17 protein-coding genes are annotated in these 17,169 nt (G+C 62.9%); 11 read left to right on the plus strand and 6 right to left on the minus strand.

Annotation, left to right across the window (positions count from 1 at the left end):
• Positions 1-54: 54 nt before the first annotated feature.
• From FFI94_RS14955 to FFI94_RS14965, 3 genes are all read left to right on the plus strand, one after another.
• Positions 55-930, plus strand: a complete 876-nt coding sequence (locus FFI94_RS14955) for an LLM class F420-dependent oxidoreductase (protein WP_138868553.1) — start codon at positions 55-57, stop codon at positions 928-930.
• A gap of 132 nt (positions 931-1,062) precedes the next feature.
• Positions 1,063-1,284, plus strand: coding sequence for a hypothetical protein (locus tag FFI94_RS14960; RefSeq protein ID WP_138868554.1), 222 nt, complete (start codon positions 1,063-1,065; stop codon positions 1,282-1,284).
• Positions 1,285-1,394: 110 nt separating this feature from the next.
• Entirely contained in the window at positions 1,395-2,462 is a 1,068-nt protein-coding gene (locus FFI94_RS14965; protein ID WP_138868555.1) for a ferrochelatase, read from the plus strand.
• Positions 2,463-2,493: 31 nt separating this feature from the next.
• On the opposite strand, the gene FFI94_RS14970 is transcribed toward FFI94_RS14965, so the two are convergent.
• Entirely contained in the window at positions 2,494-3,102 is a 609-nt protein-coding gene (locus tag FFI94_RS14970; protein WP_138868556.1) for a transcriptional regulator, read from the minus strand.
• Positions 3,103-3,211: 109 nt separating this feature from the next.
• Entirely contained in the window at positions 3,212-3,553 is a 342-nt protein-coding gene (locus tag FFI94_RS14975) for a metallopeptidase family protein (RefSeq protein WP_138873198.1), read from the minus strand.
• Between the two features lie 77 nt (positions 3,554-3,630).
• Between FFI94_RS14975 and FFI94_RS14980 the strand changes: the two genes are divergently transcribed.
• Together FFI94_RS14980 and FFI94_RS14985 are read left to right on the plus strand one after the other, a co-directional pair.
• On the plus strand, positions 3,631-4,119 hold the full coding sequence (locus FFI94_RS14980) for a hypothetical protein (RefSeq protein ID WP_138868557.1): 489 nt from the start codon (positions 3,631-3,633) through the stop codon (positions 4,117-4,119).
• 159 nt (positions 4,120-4,278) lie between these two features.
• A complete protein-coding gene (locus FFI94_RS14985; RefSeq protein ID WP_138868558.1) occupies positions 4,279-6,069 on the plus strand; it encodes an enoyl-CoA hydratase-related protein in 1,791 nt (596 codons plus the stop codon).
• A gap of 19 nt (positions 6,070-6,088) precedes the next feature.
• Here the strand turns inward: FFI94_RS14985 and FFI94_RS14990 are convergent, their stop codons facing one another.
• Positions 6,089-6,907 carry a hypothetical protein gene (locus FFI94_RS14990; protein WP_138868559.1) on the minus strand — a complete coding sequence of 273 codons (819 nt, stop codon included), beginning with the start codon at positions 6,905-6,907 and terminating at the stop codon, positions 6,089-6,091.
• Between the two features lie 67 nt (positions 6,908-6,974).
• Between FFI94_RS14990 and FFI94_RS14995 the strand changes: the two genes are divergently transcribed.
• The 3 genes from FFI94_RS14995 to FFI94_RS15005 are packed head-to-tail and all read left to right on the plus strand — an operon-like array spanning position 6,975 to position 9,567.
• A complete protein-coding gene (locus tag FFI94_RS14995) occupies positions 6,975-7,808 on the plus strand; it encodes a DUF3097 domain-containing protein (RefSeq protein ID WP_138873199.1) in 834 nt (277 codons plus the stop codon).
• A 37-nt stretch (positions 7,809-7,845) separates the two neighbouring features.
• Positions 7,846-8,277, plus strand: a complete 432-nt coding sequence (locus tag FFI94_RS15000; protein WP_138868560.1) for an NfeD family protein — start codon at positions 7,846-7,848, stop codon at positions 8,275-8,277.
• 3 nt (positions 8,278-8,280) lie between these two features.
• Entirely contained in the window at positions 8,281-9,567 is a 1,287-nt protein-coding gene (locus FFI94_RS15005) for an SPFH domain-containing protein (protein WP_138868561.1), read from the plus strand.
• 52 nt (positions 9,568-9,619) lie between these two features.
• On the opposite strand, the gene FFI94_RS15010 is transcribed toward FFI94_RS15005, so the two are convergent.
• Genes FFI94_RS15010 through FFI94_RS15020 form a run of 3 tightly spaced genes read right to left on the minus strand, consistent with a single transcriptional unit; the run spans position 9,620 to position 11,521 of the window.
• Positions 9,620-10,153, minus strand: a complete 534-nt coding sequence (locus tag FFI94_RS15010) for a hypothetical protein (protein ID WP_138868562.1) — start codon at positions 10,151-10,153, stop codon at positions 9,620-9,622.
• Positions 10,154-10,167: 14 nt separating this feature from the next.
• Positions 10,168-10,785 carry a hypothetical protein gene (locus tag FFI94_RS15015; protein ID WP_138868563.1) on the minus strand — a complete coding sequence of 206 codons (618 nt, stop codon included), beginning with the start codon at positions 10,783-10,785 and terminating at the stop codon, positions 10,168-10,170.
• Positions 10,786-10,816: 31 nt separating this feature from the next.
• Complete coding sequence (locus FFI94_RS15020) at positions 10,817-11,521, minus strand: TVP38/TMEM64 family protein (protein ID WP_138873200.1); 705 nt, start codon at positions 11,519-11,521, stop codon at positions 10,817-10,819.
• A gap of 401 nt (positions 11,522-11,922) precedes the next feature.
• Between FFI94_RS15020 and mutA the strand changes: the two genes are divergently transcribed.
• The 3 genes from mutA to meaB are packed head-to-tail and all read left to right on the plus strand — an operon-like array spanning position 11,923 to position 17,107.
• The gene (gene mutA, locus FFI94_RS15025; protein ID WP_138868564.1) at positions 11,923-13,818 is read left to right on the plus strand and encodes a methylmalonyl-CoA mutase small subunit; all 1,896 of its coding nucleotides are present in this window, start codon (positions 11,923-11,925) and stop codon (positions 13,816-13,818) included.
• Positions 13,815-16,067, plus strand: coding sequence for a methylmalonyl-CoA mutase (gene scpA / locus FFI94_RS15030; protein ID WP_138868565.1), 2,253 nt, complete (start codon positions 13,815-13,817; stop codon positions 16,065-16,067). Before mutA ends, scpA begins: the two co-directional genes overlap by 4 nt.
• A gap of 17 nt (positions 16,068-16,084) precedes the next feature.
• Positions 16,085-17,107, plus strand: coding sequence for a methylmalonyl Co-A mutase-associated GTPase MeaB (gene meaB, locus FFI94_RS15035; RefSeq protein WP_260684132.1), 1,023 nt, complete (start codon positions 16,085-16,087; stop codon positions 17,105-17,107).
• Positions 17,108-17,169 lie beyond the last annotated feature (62 nt).

The raw sequence follows: 17,169 nt of genomic DNA on the forward strand, positions 1-17,169 counted from the left end.
CACTGCGTGCCGGCGCAGATTCAGTGCCGGTGCAGATTCGAGGGAGATTCATCGATGCGAATCGGCATCAGTACACCGGTCGTGAGCGTCATCCCCGGTCGGACGGCAGATTGGGAAATGGACGCGGGGATTGAGGAAATCGCAGAGATTGCGCAGCATGCCGATCGGCTCGGCTTCCATTTCGTGACGTGCAGCGAACACATCGGTATGCCGCCTGGAGTGTGGTCGCCACAACTGCCGAACGGACGCGGAACGCGCTATTGGGATCCTCTCGCAACCCTGTCGTATCTGGCGGGAAAGACCGAGCGCCTACGCCTGGTGACGAATATTCTTGTCCTCGGCTATCACCATCCCCTCGAGATCGCCAAGCGATACGGGACTCTGGACCGAATGAGCGGCGGGCGCGTTGTTCTGGGCCTGGGTGTCGGGACCGTCGAGGCGGAGTTCAAGGTACTCGGTGTGCCGTTCGAAGGACGTGGCCCGCGCGCCGACGACGCGATGCGCGCACTACGCGCGTCGCTGTCACAGCGGGAACCGGAGTATCACGGCGAGTTCTACGATTTCGACGGATTGGTCATCGATCCCCATGCGATCCAGCCGCGTGTGCCGCTCTGGGTCGGCGGGCACAGCAAACGCGCATTGCGACGGGCCGTGACTCTCGGCGACGGGTGGATGCCCGGCGCACCGGACATGGATTCCCTCCGCACAATGTTGGCCGGATTTCCGGAACGTCCGCAGGGCTTCGAGGTGATTTGCGGAGCAGACTCGCTGGACCCGGTTGCTCACCCTGATCAGGTGGAGGAAACGCTTGCCGAGATGGAAGAAGCGGGTGTCACGATGGTCCCGTTCCGACCAGTTCATCGTTCCTTCGCGCACTATCTGGAACAACTCGATGCGCTGGCTGCGTTGGAGAACTTCACGCCGCTGTGAGCGCGCGGTGTTCTCGATCGAGCAGTGTTCTCGATCAAGCGATGGGTGTGCGGCCTAACATTCACGTGCCCGTTACCTCTGCGTTCGACGAGGGGTCGGTCAGATGACTTTTCTCGATCGCAGGCTGAGGAAATGACATCGCCCGGTTCCGTAGATCTCTACAGATTCCTCCAAGACAGTGGACTTGCCTGGTCACCCGAGCATGCCGCGGCTCTGATCATGGAACGGTTGGTGACGGTGAACGATCTACCGGTGTATGGCCCGCGCCGGGTAGTTCATACCGATGACGTTGTCGGCCTTGTCGAAGGACGCCGAACGGCTGTGGTGGGTGACGAACTTCCGGTGCGGAACTAGTACGGCGCGATGTTTCCCGGCTCAACCAAGTGAAGGGCTGTTGTTAGTTCTACTACAGCAGTGCGTACCCGGGTTTTGTTTGCCGAACGGCATCGCGCAAGATTGAAGGCATGACTGCTGGTGTTGACGACAAGTTCGATGCACTTCTCGTATTGTCGTTCGGCGGTCCTGAAAAGCCGGAGGACGTCAGACCCTTCCTCGAAAACGTCACGCGGGGAAGGGGAGTACCACCGGAACGCCTCGACGCGGTCGTGGAGCACTACATGCATTTCGGTGGGGTTTCACCGATCAATGCCCTCAATCGAGACCTGATCGAGCGAGTCCGGGGCGAACTGGCAACGGCTGAACTGGACCTTCCGATCTACTTCGGAAACCGCAACTGGCACCCGATGGTCGAGGACACCGTCGCGAAGATGCGCGACGACGGTATCCGCAACGCGGCTGTATTCGCCACATCCGCGTGGGGTGGGTACTCGGGGTGCCGTCAGTATCACGAGGACATTGTGCGAGCCCGTACGGCAGTGGGAGACGACGCACCGACCTTGACCAAACTTCGCCAGTACTACGACCATCCATTGGTCATCGGGTCGTTTGCCGACGGCGTCGAGGCGGCGCGCGCGACTCTGCCGCAGGCAACTCGCGACGATGCTCGACTGGTCTTCACCGCGCATTCGGTACCGATTGCCGCCGACAGAAATGCCGGACCGCCCGAGATGGGCGGAAACCTCTACAGCCGTCAGGTCGCTGAAGCCGCGCGTCTGGTTGCCGAGGCGGTGGGCGTCGACGATTTTGATCTTGTGTGGCAGTCACGGTCCGGCCCGCCGCAGGTGCCGTGGCTCGATCCTGATATCTGTGATCATCTGGATGTGCTGTCCACCAAGGACGTTCGTGCAGTGATCGTATGTCCCGTCGGGTTTGTCTCCGACCACCTCGAAGTGGTGTGGGATCTCGATACCGAAGCCAAGGACAAGGCCGCAGAACTCGGAATGGATTTTGTACGGGCGGCGACGCCGGGCCGGGACCCACGTTTCGCCCGGTTGGTGCCGACGCTCATTTCCGAACGTCTGGCCGGCGAGCCGCCGCTCCGCCTCGGGGTCGAGCCGTTACTCGGCTCGACCACCAACGGCGTTTCCTGCGCGGTCAACTGTTGTGCTGCAGTGCAGCGGCCCCAGCGCTAGGTCCACTAGCAGCGCTGGGCCATCTGCAGCGTTAGGCGTTGGGCTGCTTCAGCTTTCCGCACGGGCCGGGCACCGTCGACGTGCTTCGTGAGGTCAGCAGGGTGCTGACGATCGCCTGGTCTTCGGCGCTCAGCGACGGATCGATGTAATTGAGCGCCGGCGCACCTAGTTCACGGACGCGCCCCGCGAGGGTTGCGACAAACGACACCTTCTCTTCGTCGCCCCGGTTCACCTCGTGGATCTGGAGGACGGACACCGGAAACTTGCGCAGGGTGACGGGGAGAAAGCGAGCGGCCAGGACATGGTCGACGTTGAATCCGGCCCAGACTCCCTGATTTGCTTCCACACATTCGGCGTCGGAGTGCGCTGCACTCTCCCCGATGTACTTGCGCGGCGGGATCAACTTCTTGGGGGCAAGCTCGGAGGCGCCCTGCTGCAGGACCGGATAGTCACCGTCCGTGTACACCCACGGCTGGTTTGCCATCGTGATCAGGCGGCCCGCGTCCAAATCGGGTAGGTACCGGGACTTGAGGAGGAAGGCAACGCTGTCGACCGAGATGCCCAACAGTTCGGCGGCCTTCTGACGGCTCATAGCGAAGGTCGGCGTGTTCTTCGGGGCGATCTGGATCAGGTTGACCATGGGAACTCCTGTAGATGTTCAGTTGTTGCGGGCGTGTCGGTACAGCTGACATGACTATTCGGTGATTATCAACCTCTAGCTTGTTTTCACGGCCTAGGTGAGTGTGATGTCACCATCCGAGCTCTCTCAAACGAGGATCGCCGATACCGAAGTGGTGGCCGATCTCGTGAATGACGGTGCGTCGTACCTGATCGACAACCTCGTCCTCGGTGGTACAGATAGAGCAGATCGATCGCCGATAGATGGTGATGCGGTCGGGCAGTACTCCGGCATACGTGGTTGTTCGCTTCGTGAGCGGAATTCCCTGGTACAAACCGAGGAGTCCGGGTGGGCCTCCTTCGAGTTGAACCGTGACCGCAACATTGGCCATTTCGCGACCGAGTTTGGGTGGCAGGGTGTCCAAGGCACGTTTGACCATTTCCTCGAACTGAGCGTCGTCGACGTCGATCATCTGCCTATTGTGCGGGTATCGCGTCGCTCCGGGTGTGTCCATCTGGAAACAGTGCAGCGTACAGCTAAGTTGGTGGGGTGGCCGATGATCTGTACCAGCGTTACGAATTCACGTTTATCGTTCCTTTGCTGACGCACTCGCAGGAACAGATGCTCGCCGACTCCCTGGGGGGACGGGTGGAGGAGCGAAAAGGTCTGCAGTTGTTGACTATTACTGCGGAGGGCATGCGCGCAGCGACTACCGCGATCACTCTTGTCGACCAACTTGTCGGCTCCGGTGTGCGACCCGAGCGGACTCATCCGGATCTGGTGTCCCGGCAGGATATTGCAGATCGTGCCGGAGTCACGCGGCAAGCCGTCGGGCAGTGGGTGCGAGGAGTTCGGCAAGCCTCGACGCCTTTTCCGGTTCCCTATAACTCGGTGGCCGGGGGAATCTGGTTCTGGGGAGATGTCCTGGCGTGGTTACGCCGCCAGGGGTACGGGCAGGACACCGGCTTGCGCTACCCGTCATTGGACGAGCACATCCGGATCGACCGGCATATCGCGATCAATCACAAAATCTCGTAAACGCACCGGCAAACTATTTGCTTGATAGTAGCTGTTGAAACAAACCGACTGTAGGTATATGGTCCCCAAGTACCTAATTCAACCTATCGGTGCGTCAGTCCTGCTTGGGGGAGCCTGGTCTTACGCCGCAGATACCCGAGTATGCAAGCAGGGGAATTCATGGTTTCGACCCCCAGGACGGCTTCATCGGCTGTGTCGCTGCAGGTCCCGTCAGCCGACGCGACGGCGCCACCAGCTACATCCAGGCAACGCGCCAGTTGGGTAAGTGGGCGACGATTGCGCACCGTGGCGTCTGGCCTGTTCGCGCGAAACCGGCCAAGCGAGCCGTCTACGCCGACGCTGACCGTGCTTCTGCTTGTCACCTCGGACAACGGCCTGTCGCAGCGGGCCGCGCTGGTACTGCGGGAGGCGGGGCACCGGGTGCGGACGGCAGTAGTGTCTGATGCGGAATCGGCGCTCGCGGCCACAGCGGCCGCCGACTTCGACCTCATCATCTGCCCGTACTTGAAAGCGTATATACCGGAAGCGATTTGGTCTCGGTGGACCACGATCGTCATTCATCCCGGCCCACCGGGGGATCGAGGTCCTTCTTCGCTGGACTGGGCGATCAGCGCTGCTGAGAGCAAGTGGGGCGTTACGGCATTGGAAGCCCGTGAAGAACTCGACGGTGGACCGGTGTGGGCGTGGCGAACTTTCGACCTGTGCGACGGCGCCCCCAAATCTGCGGTGTACAACGATGCGGTCGCCGGCGCTGCGATGGAATGCATCCAGGAAGTGGTCGACAAGTTCGGAATTGCGGATTTTGCGCCGCTTGTCTCGGAATCGATACCGCGGCCGGTGGCGTCCGCACAGACGCGTCCGGTGATAAAACAAGCAGATCGCGCGTTCTCGTGGTCTCAGGACGCACAGAGCATCGTGCGTGCGATCAATGCGGCTGACGGTTCTCCCGGTGTGAACACCGCGCTGGGCCTCGACCGCGTCTTTGTCTACGACGCGCATCTCGACTCGCATGTCGACGCCGCACCCGGCACCATTCTCGAATATCACCACGAGGCAATCCGTGTTGCCACCGGCGCAGGCACTGTCTGGATCGGGCAAGCGCGTCGGGTGGATCCCGGGAGTTTCAAGCTCCCGGCGACAGCCGTGGTTCGTCCCGGCACCTTTGTCCCGCAGGTGCAGGTAAGCCGGTACCCAGGTATCGACTACCGCCGGGACGGCGATATCGGATACCTCTCGTTTCGCTGCTACAACGGTGCGATGAGCACTGCGCAGTGCCGACGGTTAACCGATCGCCTGCGCTGGGCTGTCGGGCTCGATACCAAGGTATTGGTACTGACTGGTGATTACGGCGGATTCAGCAACGGTATTCACCTCAACGTGATCGAGGCTGCCGCCGATCAGGCCGGTGAGGCGTGGTCGAACATCAAAGCCATCAACGCGGTCGCGAACGAGATCGTCAATTGCACTGATCAGATTGTTGTTGCCGCCTTCACCGGCAACGCCGGGGCGGGCGGTGTGATGCTTCCACTCGGAGCGGACATCGTCGGAGCCAGGGCCGGTGTCGTTCTCAATCCGCACTACGCCACGATGGGGTTGTTCGGTTCGGAACTGCACACATACACACTCCCGGCCCGAGTCGGCGAATATCAGGCTCGGCGGCTGCTCTCCGAGTGCCAACCCATCAGCATCACCCATGCCCGACAGATCGGACTTGTCGATGCGATCGGACCGCGTGATCCGATTCTGTTCGAGGCGTGGCTCGGCAAGATTGCAGCCGACGTTCTGACCGGAGATCGGCGGGAGGCGATGCTCGCGCGGAAACGATCGCGGCTCGAACTTGATCCCGTTGCGCCGTACGAGCAGCGTGAGCTCGAGGAAATGAAAAGCGATATGTTCGGCAACCGCAACGGATTTGCGGAGAAACGTCGAAACTTCGTGCTCAAGTTGTGAGCGGCGGACCGTTCGCTGCCTAGTTTCCGCCTGCCGGGTGATGCGATGAAACACTCGCCACCGCTGCTGTTCGCGCCGATCGCACGGCGGCCCACAACGGTCGCAACAAGGACTCCCGGGTCTGTGCAGCGGAGATGCTGGGTGGCTGATTGGTCGAATCATGCTCGGCCACAGTCAAAATCGCGGCAACCTGATCAGCACTGTCGAGGACGCGCAACGCCCGAGGTGCAAGGGAATCCGGGTAGCGGTGGTGCGCCAGGTCGGAGAGTGCATCGGTAATGGCGGCTCGTGCATCGTCACCCGGAGTTCCGGTGGGGACGGTCTGTAGCGTCAGCAGCGCAGCAGCGGCATCGCGGACGGCCTCGCGCATCGCGTATTCGGCTTCTCCGAGCCCGACGTACTCGGCCGGCCCCGTCACGGTCGGCACGGAGTACACACTCCACCGCAGAACGTCGGGACCTTCCGTCACCGGCACCAATCCGATGCCCGCAGATCCCGGACCACCCACGAGGACACCTTCACCGGCGCCCAGGGCGGCGGCCGCGAACCCTGTTCCCGCAGGCAACCCCCGTACGTCTCCGGGAGCCGGCAGCACCAATCGCAGATCTCCCGGTGCGATGTTCCCCGCGCGTCGAAGTACCCGGAGCAACATCGGCGCGCCGCCGTCGGTAATGCCCGGCCAGTCGAGTCCGAGAGTCGAAGCGGTTTCTGCGTCGGCGGCACCGATCAGATGCATCGGCGTCCACGCCACGAGCGCATCGATGACGTCGTCCGGGGCGCTGTCGCCGGCGAGCCATGATGCTGCCCACACGGTGAGCGTTGCGCTGGGAGAACTCATGACAGAAGAGTTTAGTTCGGCGTGGCAACCTGTGCGCCGTGGGCGTCGTCACCTAGCGTTGTCCCGCGTGAGCGGTGGAAACGGATACGGTGACATCTTCGCGGGCCATGCCCGCACCCAGAAGCGCCAAGTGCCTCAGGTGGCAGCGGAGCGCGACCTCGTCGTCGAGGATGCGGCAACGGGATTCTGCGGCGCGGTCGTCGGTTTCGAGCGCACGTACGACGGTGATTTCGTCAGGCTGGAGGACGGTCGCTCGCAGAAGCGACTGTTTGCGATGCGTGAGGCTGCATTCCTCATCGACGGCGCGCCCGTGACGTTGGTGCGTCCGGCGCCGAAGGCGGCGTCGGCAAAGCCGGCGAGGTCCGCGTCCGGCTCGACCCGGGTCGAAGGATTGCGTGCTCGCACAGCCCTTCCCAGTCGTATCTGGGTCGAAGGTGTCCACGACGCGGCCCTGGTGGAGCGGGTGTGGGGACATGACCTGCGTGTGGAAGGTGTTGTCGTCGAGCACCTCGAGGGCTTGGACAATCTGGGGGAGCGGCTTGCGGAGTTCGTCCCAGGACCCGGGCGGCGAGTCGGCGTCCTGGTCGATCACCTGGTAACCGGATCGAAGGAAACGCAGCTGACTCAGGGCCTCGGCCCGAACGTGTTGGTGACGGGCCATCCTTACATCGATGTCTGGGAAGCGGTACGTCCGAAGTCCGTCGGAATCTCGGCGTGGCCGAAGATTCCGCGGGGTGAGGATTGGAAGACCGGAATTTGCCGTGAACTCGGCTGGGGCACGCCCCAGGAGGGTTGGCGACGGGTCTACAACTCGGTGGAGAGCTTCCGGGACCTGGAAGCTCCCCTGATCGGCGCAGTCGAGCAGTTGGTCGATTTTGTCACCGAGCCGAACCTGACGTAGGCGCGGCGCAGATCACACTCTCTGGTTAGATGGTGTTGTGGCTGCACTTCTTTGGCTTGTCGGGGCACTTGTGCTCGCCGGCGCGGAAGCACTGGCAGGAGATTTCTTTCTGCTGATGCTCGCCGGTGGGGCGCTCGCTACTGCCGGTGTCAGTTCGGTCACCGATTTTCCCGTGTGGGTCGACGCCATCATGTTCGGCGTGTTTTCGGGAGTGCTCATTCTTGGTGTTCGGCCTTTCCTGTTGCGGCGCTTCGGTACTCCGCCGCCAACTCGGATGGGAATCCAAGCACTCGAAGGTAAACGTGCCGTCGTTCTCGAAGAGGTCGGCGAGCATGCGGGTCAGGTCAAGCTGGACGGTCAGGTGTGGACGGCTCGTCCGCTGGACAGCGCTGACGTGTACCCCGCGGGGACAACGGTGACGGTGATGGAAATCAACGGGGCAACAGCAGTTGTCTGGAGGGGACCGTAAAACATGGCAGCACTGATAGTTCTTGGCGTCTTGATACTTTTTGTGATCGTCGTCGTTGCGAAGTCGGTAGCACTGGTGCCGCAAGCAGAAGCCGCGGTCATCGAGCGACTCGGCCGATACTCGAAGACCGTGTCGGGTCAGCTCACGTTTCTGATCCCGTTCGCGGATCGAGTGCGCGCGAAGGTCGATCTGCGTGAACGCGTGGTGTCGTTTCCGCCGCAACCGGTGATCACTCAGGACAATCTGACGTTGTCCATCGACACCGTGGTGTACTTCCAGGTCACCAATCCGCAGGCAGCGGTCTACGAAATCAGCAACTACATTGCCGCCGTCGAACAGTTGACTACGACAACACTGCGTAACGTCGTCGGCGGTATGACGCTGGAAGAAACTCTCACCTCGCGTGATTCCATCAACGGTCAGTTGCGTGGCGTGCTCGACGAAGCAACAGGCCGCTGGGGCCTGCGGGTCGCGCGCGTGGAACTCAAGAGCATCGATCCGCCGCCGTCGATCCAGGAGTCGATGGAAAAGCAGATGAAGGCGGACCGCGAGAAGCGCGCCATGATTCTCACGGCTGAGGGTCACCGCGAAGCTGCGATCAAGACGGCCGAGGGTGCGAAGCAAAGCCAGATCCTGTCGGCCGAAGGCAACAAGCAGGCATCGGTTCTCAATGCCGAGGGTGAGCGTCAGTCGCAGATCCTTCGCGCGCAAGGTGATCGGGCTGCAAAGTACCTTCAGGCACAAGGTGAAGCCAAGGCCATCGAGAAGGTTTTTGCTGCCATCAAGTCGGGAAAGCCGACACCGGAACTTCTTGCGTACCAATATCTTCAGACGCTGCCTCAGATGGCGCAGGGTGACGCGAACAAAGTCTGGCTTGTACCAAGCGATTTCGGTGACGCCCTCAAGGGCTTCGCAAAAACACTGGGCGCTCCCGGCGACGACGGCGTGTTCCGATACGAACCGCCCGCTGCCGAAGAAAACCTGCCCAGCCCTGAGGATGATTCCGACGAGGTAGCGGAATGGTTCGAGACAAAATCCGACCCGGCTATCGCCGAAGCAGTTCGCGCGGCAGAAATCGCGGCCCGGACACCGGTCGAGGATCCAGCGGCAGCGGTTCGTTCACAGCGTGAGAGCGCCCCGCAGCCGCCACAGGGATTCACTGATCCGGCACTGCCGCCGCCAGGTGAAAGCCAATGGTCCGGACAGTTCCAGCAGCAGCCGGAACCGGGAGACTTTCAGCAGAAGTACCCCTACCAGGACCAACCGCCGGAGGGCGGACCGCGACACTAGCCGCGGACCGGTATCGAGAAATCTTGTCGGACGGAAAGCGCTGATCACGGAACTAGGTGATCAGCGCTTTTCCGATTCCGCACACGGCAATCGCCCACAGGACGCTGGCGAAAGTTCCGATGATGAACTGCTCCGAAGCATGGGGTTCGCGCAGTTCGGGGTACCGGGCCAACCCCTTGACCGCAAGAACGATTGCGATTCCCTCCGGCCAACCGGCCAAGATCGAGACTGCCACGGCGATGCGCTCGAGGATTCCGATGACGCGGCCGCCGCGCAACGGCCCCGCATTGGGTGCAGGGCTGCCGTCGGGTTGGCGCCGTGCGACTTTGAACGTCGCAAGAACCACCGGAGCGCCCGCAGTGGCAGCGGCCAGGACACACAGGACAAGTGTTGAGCCCAGAGCAAATCCTGTTACCGGCGTGGTTCGACTGGCGGCCAATGCCGCGATTGCGAGCGCTGGTAGAGCTACGGTGGCGGACACCCATTCGGGGATCTGGACATGGCCGCCGCTGAGTTTCGGCAACGCAGCCGCAATGAGCGGTGCTGCAGCTGCAACTGCAAGTGCGATCAGTGCCAGAACAACCATGTAGTGCGCCCCTGTCAGTGTGTGATGCGAGCAGTGTAGGTCTGCGCTCGGACAAGTAGCCGCTCCGTGAGCCGTCGGCCGGCGAGTTCAGCTTGCCAGCCGGCGGTGACCAGGCGTTTCGACATGGCCTGCTTGGTGATTCCGAGTTGCTGGGCTGCGGCGACTTGGGTGAGGCCCTTGTCCATCAACGCGATGGCCTCGCGTCCGTCGGGAGTTTGGCGGAGGACGATCGTTCCCAACATTGTCAAGGCGCCATCGACGTCCGCGGCGAGTTCGGCCAGGTCACCGTCGGCAGGGGCCTGCTCGACGGCGATACGCGCGGGGGCCTTCTTGGCGCGTTCGACGGCGAGGCGTGCCGCCTCGAATGCCGGACCGCGCCCCGCGCGGGTCTGGGTGGGGAGCGGTTCTTCGACGGGGCCGATTCCGATTCCGACACTCCAGTATTCGCGACGAAGTAGTTCGAGGACGAGATGCACCAGGAGTTGCGGATCGTCGGTGACTGCTTGAATTTCGTCGCCTGCCGTCCGCTCGAACTGTCGGACAAGGGGAGCGGACGCGAGGTCGCGAAGGACACTGTCGACACGGTCGACGTCGCGGCGACTACTGCGTTGGTCGACCGTCAGCACGAACATCAGTCAACATTAAGAGGTTGACTTTCATATGTCAATCCTTAGAAGTTGACTCTTGAATATCAAGCTCAAGAGATTGACTGCTGGAGGGTTCGTGCAGTTCCACCGACGTCTTGCGGGCGTCGAACAGCAATCCGACGATACCGATGGCGATGCACATTCCTGACAGCACAAGCAGGCGCGGGTCGGCTTCGCCGGACAGGGCGTCGCCGAGAACAACGATTCCGATCGTGCCGGGCAGAATCCCCACCACCGTGGCGATCACATACGGCACCAGGCGGATCGACGAAATACCGCAGCAGTAGTTCACCACCGAGAACGGAACGAACGCGATCAAGCGCAGGGACCCCACCGCCAGCCATCCGCGCTTCTCGATCCGCTCGTCCACTCGCCTGATCGTCGGACTCGATATCCGTTGCCACACCACATCACGACCGATGGCACGGACAAGATAGAGAGCCAGAACGGCACTGACTGTGGTTGCCGCGATCGTGAGCGCAATGCCCGTTGCCGATCCGAACAGCACACCGGCACTGAGGGTGAAGACCGTCCGAGGAAACGGCGCGACGGTGACCAGCGAATGAACGAGAAAGAACACAAGAGGGAACATCGGTCCGATGGAATCCGCCCACTCCCGGACCTGAGACACCGACGGGTGCGGCGCCAGGAGTGCCGCTCCGAAGAGTACGAGCACAACCAGGACTATCGCGATCAGTCTTCGGTCCAGCAGGCGCCCCATCACAGGGCACAAGGTTACCGGTGTGGGTGAGGAAACCCGACGTGCAAGGCCCGGCCGTCCGGAAACCGGGTGCCCCTACCAGCAAGATGTGATGAAAACCACTACCCTTCGGGTGGGGATGACGTGGAAGGTTCCGTCGATGGAAACCAACTCGCCGGTAACTCGTAAACGCGCTGAACAATCGATAGGTAAGGATTCGGGGCTAGGGCCCCGTCCGCGCTGTACCAGCCGGTAGGCCGGTTGCCGGGCAGCCGTATCAGACCTGTTCGCCGCGAACGTGACGTGATCCTCACGATAAGCACGTTCGGAGGCGGGTTAGCATCACAGCCATAACGAGCAATTCGATGAACAGATCCGATAATCGGTATAACGCTTACGCACAACGAGAGGCAGCGGACACAGTGTCAATAGCTTCAGAAGCCGAGGCTGTCGAGCAGGCATATGCGGAGTGGCAACGCTCCGTCGCCGGAGTGCTCGCCAAGTCCCGCAGAGTCGATGCGGCAGAACTGGGCCCCGAGCCGCAGAAACTGCTCGAAACCGTTACGTATGACGGCGTCACTGTCGCACCGCTTTACAGCCCTCGCGACGAACGCCCCGAGCAGACGCTGCCCGGCAGCTTCCCGTACGTCCGCGGCGTCGACGCCCATCGCGACGTCAATGCAGGCTGGTTGGTTTCGGCTCAATTCGGAACCGGTTCCGCTGCAGACACCAACCGGACCATCCTCGACGCGCTCGAGAACGGTGTCAGTGCGATCTGGCTCAAGGCCGGACTCGGCGGAGTGTCCGTCGACGAACTGACCGCAGCACTCGAGGGTGTGCTTCTCGACCTCGCTCCGCTCACGCTCGACGCCGGAGCCGAGGCAAGCGCCGCCACCCGCGCGATCCTCGCACTTCTCGATGCCCGCGCCGAGTCCGGCGACGGCGTCAGTGATCGCGCCGGCATCCGCATCAACCTCGGGGCCGCGCCGCTGACAAGTTCGTTCTCCGGTGCAGTCGACGTCGATCTGGCGGAAGCTGTTGAACTGGCCGTTGCCGCTGACGCTCGCACCGAAACAGTGCGGGCAATCACCGTCGACGGCACGGCATTCCACAATGCGGGCGCCGGTGACGCCGAGGAGCTCGGCGCAGCAGTCGCAGCTGGTCTCGAATACCTTCGGGCCCTCACCGCAGACGGCAACTTGACCATCGGTGCTGCGTTGTCGCAGTTGGCTTTCCGCTACTCGGCCACCGACGATCAGTTCCAGACCATCGCGAAGTTCCGTGCCGCACGTCTCGTGTGGGCCCGCATCGCGCAGGTCTGCGGAGCATCCGACTTCGGTGGAGCACCGCAGCACGCTGTCACGTCCGCCGCGATGATGGCTCAGCGTGATCCCTGGGTGAACATGCTGCGCACCACCCTCGCCGCGTTCGGCGCCGGTGTCGGCGGAGCAGACGCCGTCACCGTTCTCCCGTTCGACGTCGCCCTCGCGGACGGCACCCTCGGTGTCAGCAAGTCGTTCTCCTCACGCATCGCCCGCAACACGCAGTTGCTTCTCCTCGAGGAGTCGCACCTGGGCCGCGTACTCGATCCGTCGGCAGGCTCCTGGTACGTCGAGGACCTGACGCAGCAGATCGCCGCAACCGCGTGGGAGTTCTTCCAGGAAATCGAAGCTGCCGGTGGGTATCTGGCCGCGCTCGAGGCGGGAATCGTCTCCGATCGCATCGCCACCACCAAAGCCAAGCGTGACTCCGACATTGCACACCGTAAGACCACGGTCACCGGTGTCAACGAGTTCCCGAACCTCGGCGAAACGCCGCTTTCCGCCGCAGCCGTCGAGCCCGGCCAGGCCGTTGCCCGCTACGCGGCTGCGTTCGAAGCGCTTCGTGACCGCTCGGACGCGTTCCTCGCCGCCGGCGGCGCCCGCCCCACCGCGCTTCTCGCGCCGCTGGGCTCGGTTGCAGAACACAACGTGCGCACCACGTTTGCGTCCAACCTGCTCGCTTCGGGTGGTATCGACGCAGTCAACCCCGGCCCGCTCGAGGTGGGCGCAGAAGCCATCTCCGCAGCCGTCAAGGCTTCCGGCGCCACCGTCGCCGTGCTGTGTGGCACCGACAAGCGCTACGGCGAGAGCGCAGCAGCAGCCGTCGCCGAGCTCCGCGCCGCCGGTATCACCAAGGTGCTGCTTGCCGGACCGGAAAAGGCCGTCGGTGATGCCGCGGGCGATTCTCGTCCGGACGGATTCCTCACAGCCCGCATCGACGCAGTGTCGGCTCTGACCGAACTGCTCGACTTCATCGAGACGGGAAGCTCCAAGTGACGACACGAGAGGTCAAGCACGTGATCGGCAGTTTCGCCGAGGTCCCACTCGAGGACCCGCAGTCTCCGGCACCCACACCGCCGTCGGTCGAGCAGGCCCAGGCGCTCATCGAAGAGGGTGCCAACGCCAACAACTACGCCGCCGAGCAGGTTGTCTGGTCCACACCGGAAGGCATCGACGTCAAGCCGGTGTTCACCGGCGCAGACCGCACGGCCGCAGCCGAGTCGGGTTACCCGCTCGACAGCTTCCCGGGCGCAGCCCCGTTCCTGCGTGGTCCGTACCCGACCATGTACGTGAACCAGCCGTGGACCATTCGTCAGTACGCCGGCTTCTCCACCGCCGCCGAGTCGAACGCGTTCTACCGCCGTAACCTCGCGGCCGGTCAGAAGGGCCTGTCGGTCGCTTTCGACCTCGCCACGCACCGCGGCTACGACTCCGACCACCCGCGCGTTGCCGGTGACGTCGGAATGGCCGGTGTCGCAATCGATTCCATCCTCGATATGCGTCAGCTCTTCGACGGAATCGACCTCTCGCAGGTGTCGGTCTCGATGACGATGAACGGCGCTGTGCTGCCGATCCTCGCGCTGTACGTCGCTGCGGCCGGAGAGCAGGGTGTCACCCCGGACAAGCTGGCCGGAACGATCCAGAACGACATCCTCAAAGAGTTCATGGTTCGTAACACCTACATCTATCCGCCCAAGCCCTCGATGCGGATCATCTCGGACATCTTCGCGTACTCCAGCGCGGAAATGCCGAAGTACAACTCCATCTCCATCTCGGGTTACCACATCCAGGAAGCCGGAGCGACGGCCGATCTGGAACTGGCGTACACCCTCGCGGACGGCGTCGAGTACATCCGCGCCGGCCTCGACGCCGGCATGGACATCGACAAGTTCGCACCGCGTCTGTCCTTCTTCTGGGCGATCGGCATGAACTTCTTCATGGAGGTCGCCAAGCTGCGGGCGGGGCGTTTGCTCTGGGCCGAGCTGGTTGCCAAGTTCGATCCCAAGAGCGCGAAGTCGCTCTCGCTGCGTACCCACTCGCAGACCTCCGGCTGGTCCCTGACCGCGCAGGACGTCTTCAACAACGTTCCGCGTACCTGCGTCGAAGCCATGGCTGCCACCCAGGGCCACACTCAGTCCTTGCACACCAACGCACTCGACGAAGCGATCGCATTGCCGACGGACTTCTCCGCCCGCATCGCCCGTAACACCCAGTTGCTGCTGCAGCAGGAATCCGGCACCGTGCGTCCCATCGACCCGTGGGGTGGCTCGTACTACGTCGAGTGGCTCACCAACGAGCTCGCCAACCGGGCACGCAAGCACATCGAAGAGGTCGAGGAAGCCGGCGGAATGGCTCAGGCCATCAACGAAGGCATCCCGAAGCTGCGCATCGAGGAAGCTGCCGCCCGCACCCAGGCACGCATCGACTCCGGTCGGCAGCCGCTCGTCGGCGTCAACAAGTACGTTCCCGACGAGGTCGACACCATCGAAGTTCTCAAGGTCGAGAACTCCAAGGTGCGCAAGGAACAGCTCGAGAAGCTGGTTCGTCTTCGCGCGGAACGTGATCCGGAAGCCGTCGAGGCCGCACTGGCGAACCTCACTCGCGCTGCCGCATCCACCGAAGGCGGCATGGAGAACAACCTCCTCGCCCTCGCTGTCGTCGCCGCCCGCGCGATGGCTACCGTCGGCGAGATTTCCGACGCCCTCGAAAAGGTGTACGGACGCCACCAGGCCGAGATCCGCACCATCAGTGGTGTGTACCGCGACGAGGCAGGATCGGTGAGCAACATCAGCAAAGCAATGGAACTGGTCGAGAAGTTCGCCGAGAACGAGGGACGTCGTCCCCGCATCCTCGTTGCGAAGATGGGCCAGGACGGCCACGACCGTGGCCAGAAGGTCATTTCCACGGCCTTCGCGGACATCGGATTCGACGTTGACGTGGGACCGCTGTTCCAGACCCCCGAAGAGGTCGCCAACCAGGCGGCCGACAACGACGTCCACGTAGTCGGTGTGTCGTCGTTGGCAGCCGGACACCTCACCTTGGTGCCGGCATTGCGGGAAGCTCTGGCTGCGGCCGGTCGACCCGACATCATGATCGTCGTCGGCGGCGTCATCCCGCCCGGTGACTTCGACGAACTCTACGAAGCCGGCGCTGCTGCCATCTTCCCGCCCGGCACCGTCATCGCCGACGCTGCCAGCGGATTGCTGGAGAAGCTGGCCGTCCAATTGGGCCACGATCAGAGCTGAGAAGGGATTCACTGAAGATGGCACGTCCGTCTCTCGACATGCCGACGCCGACGGCTAGGCCATCTGTTGATTCCCTCGCCGAGGCGGTGCGCAACAATCAGCGCGCCGGCCTCGCACGGGCGATCACCCTCGTCGAGTCCACTCGCGACGATCACCGGGCGCTCGCGCAGCAACTTCTGCTGAAGTTGCTGCCCGAGGCCGGGGGAGCACACCGAATCGGCATCACCGGCGTTCCCGGCGTCGGCAAGTCGACGTTCATCGACGCGCTCGGAATGTACTTGCTGGGCAAGGGACATCGGGTTGCGGTGTTGGCGGTCGATCCGTCGTCCACCCGCACCGGCGGTTCGATTCTCGGTGACAAGACGCGCATGGCTCGGCTCACCGTCGAACCGAACGCCTACATTCGTCCGTCACCGACGTCCGGCACGCTCGGTGGTGTAGCCAAGGCGACCCGCGAAACGATCGTGCTTCTCGAAGCGGCCGGTTTCGACGTCATTCTGGTGGAGACTGTCGGTGTCGGGCAGTCCGAGGTCACCGTCGCGAACATGGTGGACTGCTTCACCTTCTTGACGCTCGCCCGCACCGGAGATCAGCTCCAGGGCATCAAGAAGGGTGTCCTCGAGCTCGCAGATCTTGTCGCGGTCAACAAGGCCGACGGCAAGCACGAGCGCGAAGCGAAGGGCGCTGCCCGCGAATTGGCCGGAGCGCTTCGTCTGATCTACTCGCACGACGCCATCTGGAAGCCGCCTGTCATCACGATGAGCGGCCTCGAGGGAGTCGGTCTGGACGAGTTCTGGGGAACTGTCACCAAGCATCGGGAGGTGCTCACCGAGGCCGGGCAGTTCGAGGAGAAGCGTCGACAGCAGCAGGTCGACTGGACCTGGACGATGGTGAACGACCAACTGCTGCGCCGACTTTCGAGCAATGATCGCGTTCGGGCGATCCGCACGGATGTCGAGCAGAGCGTGCGCGAAGGTTCGTTGACGGCGGCGTTGGCTGCTCAGCGGATTCTGGACGCATTCGACGGAAGCGACAAGTAGCACCACAGGGTTCGGATAGGCACGGTCGTTGCGACTCTCCATATCGAGGAGGTGCAGCGGCC

It is taken from the genome of Rhodococcus sp. KBS0724 (assembly GCF_005938745.2).
In the GTDB taxonomy this organism is placed as follows: Bacteria; Actinomycetota; Actinomycetes; order Mycobacteriales; family Mycobacteriaceae; genus Rhodococcus_F.

Bases quoted from the DNA above. Each gene is read 5' to 3' on its own strand.
- FFI94_RS14955 (WP_138868553.1), top strand. From the start codon at position 55: ATGCGAATCGGCATCAGTACACCGGTCGTGAGCGTCATCCCCGGTCGG.
- FFI94_RS14960 (WP_138868554.1), top strand. From the start codon at position 1,063: ATGACATCGCCCGGTTCCGTAGATCTCTACAGATTCCTCCAAGACAGT.
- FFI94_RS14965 (WP_138868555.1), top strand. From the start codon at position 1,395: ATGACTGCTGGTGTTGACGACAAGTTCGATGCACTTCTCGTATTGTCG.
- FFI94_RS14970 (WP_138868556.1), bottom strand. From the start codon at position 3,102: ATGGTCAACCTGATCCAGATCGCCCCGAAGAACACGCCGACCTTCGCT.
- FFI94_RS14975 (WP_138873198.1), bottom strand. From the start codon at position 3,553: ATGATCGACGTCGACGACGCTCAGTTCGAGGAAATGGTCAAACGTGCC.
- FFI94_RS14985 (WP_138868558.1), top strand. From the start codon at position 4,279: ATGGTTTCGACCCCCAGGACGGCTTCATCGGCTGTGTCGCTGCAGGTC.
- FFI94_RS14990 (WP_138868559.1), bottom strand. From the start codon at position 6,907: ATGAGTTCTCCCAGCGCAACGCTCACCGTGTGGGCAGCATCATGGCTC.
- FFI94_RS15005 (WP_138868561.1), top strand. From the start codon at position 8,281: ATGGCAGCACTGATAGTTCTTGGCGTCTTGATACTTTTTGTGATCGTC.
- FFI94_RS15010 (WP_138868562.1), bottom strand. From the start codon at position 10,153: ATGGTTGTTCTGGCACTGATCGCACTTGCAGTTGCAGCTGCAGCACCG.
- FFI94_RS15015 (WP_138868563.1), bottom strand. From the start codon at position 10,785: ATGTTCGTGCTGACGGTCGACCAACGCAGTAGTCGCCGCGACGTCGAC.
- FFI94_RS15020 (WP_138873200.1), bottom strand. From the start codon at position 11,521: ATGGGGCGCCTGCTGGACCGAAGACTGATCGCGATAGTCCTGGTTGTG.
- meaB (WP_260684132.1), top strand. From the start codon at position 16,085: ATGGCACGTCCGTCTCTCGACATGCCGACGCCGACGGCTAGGCCATCT.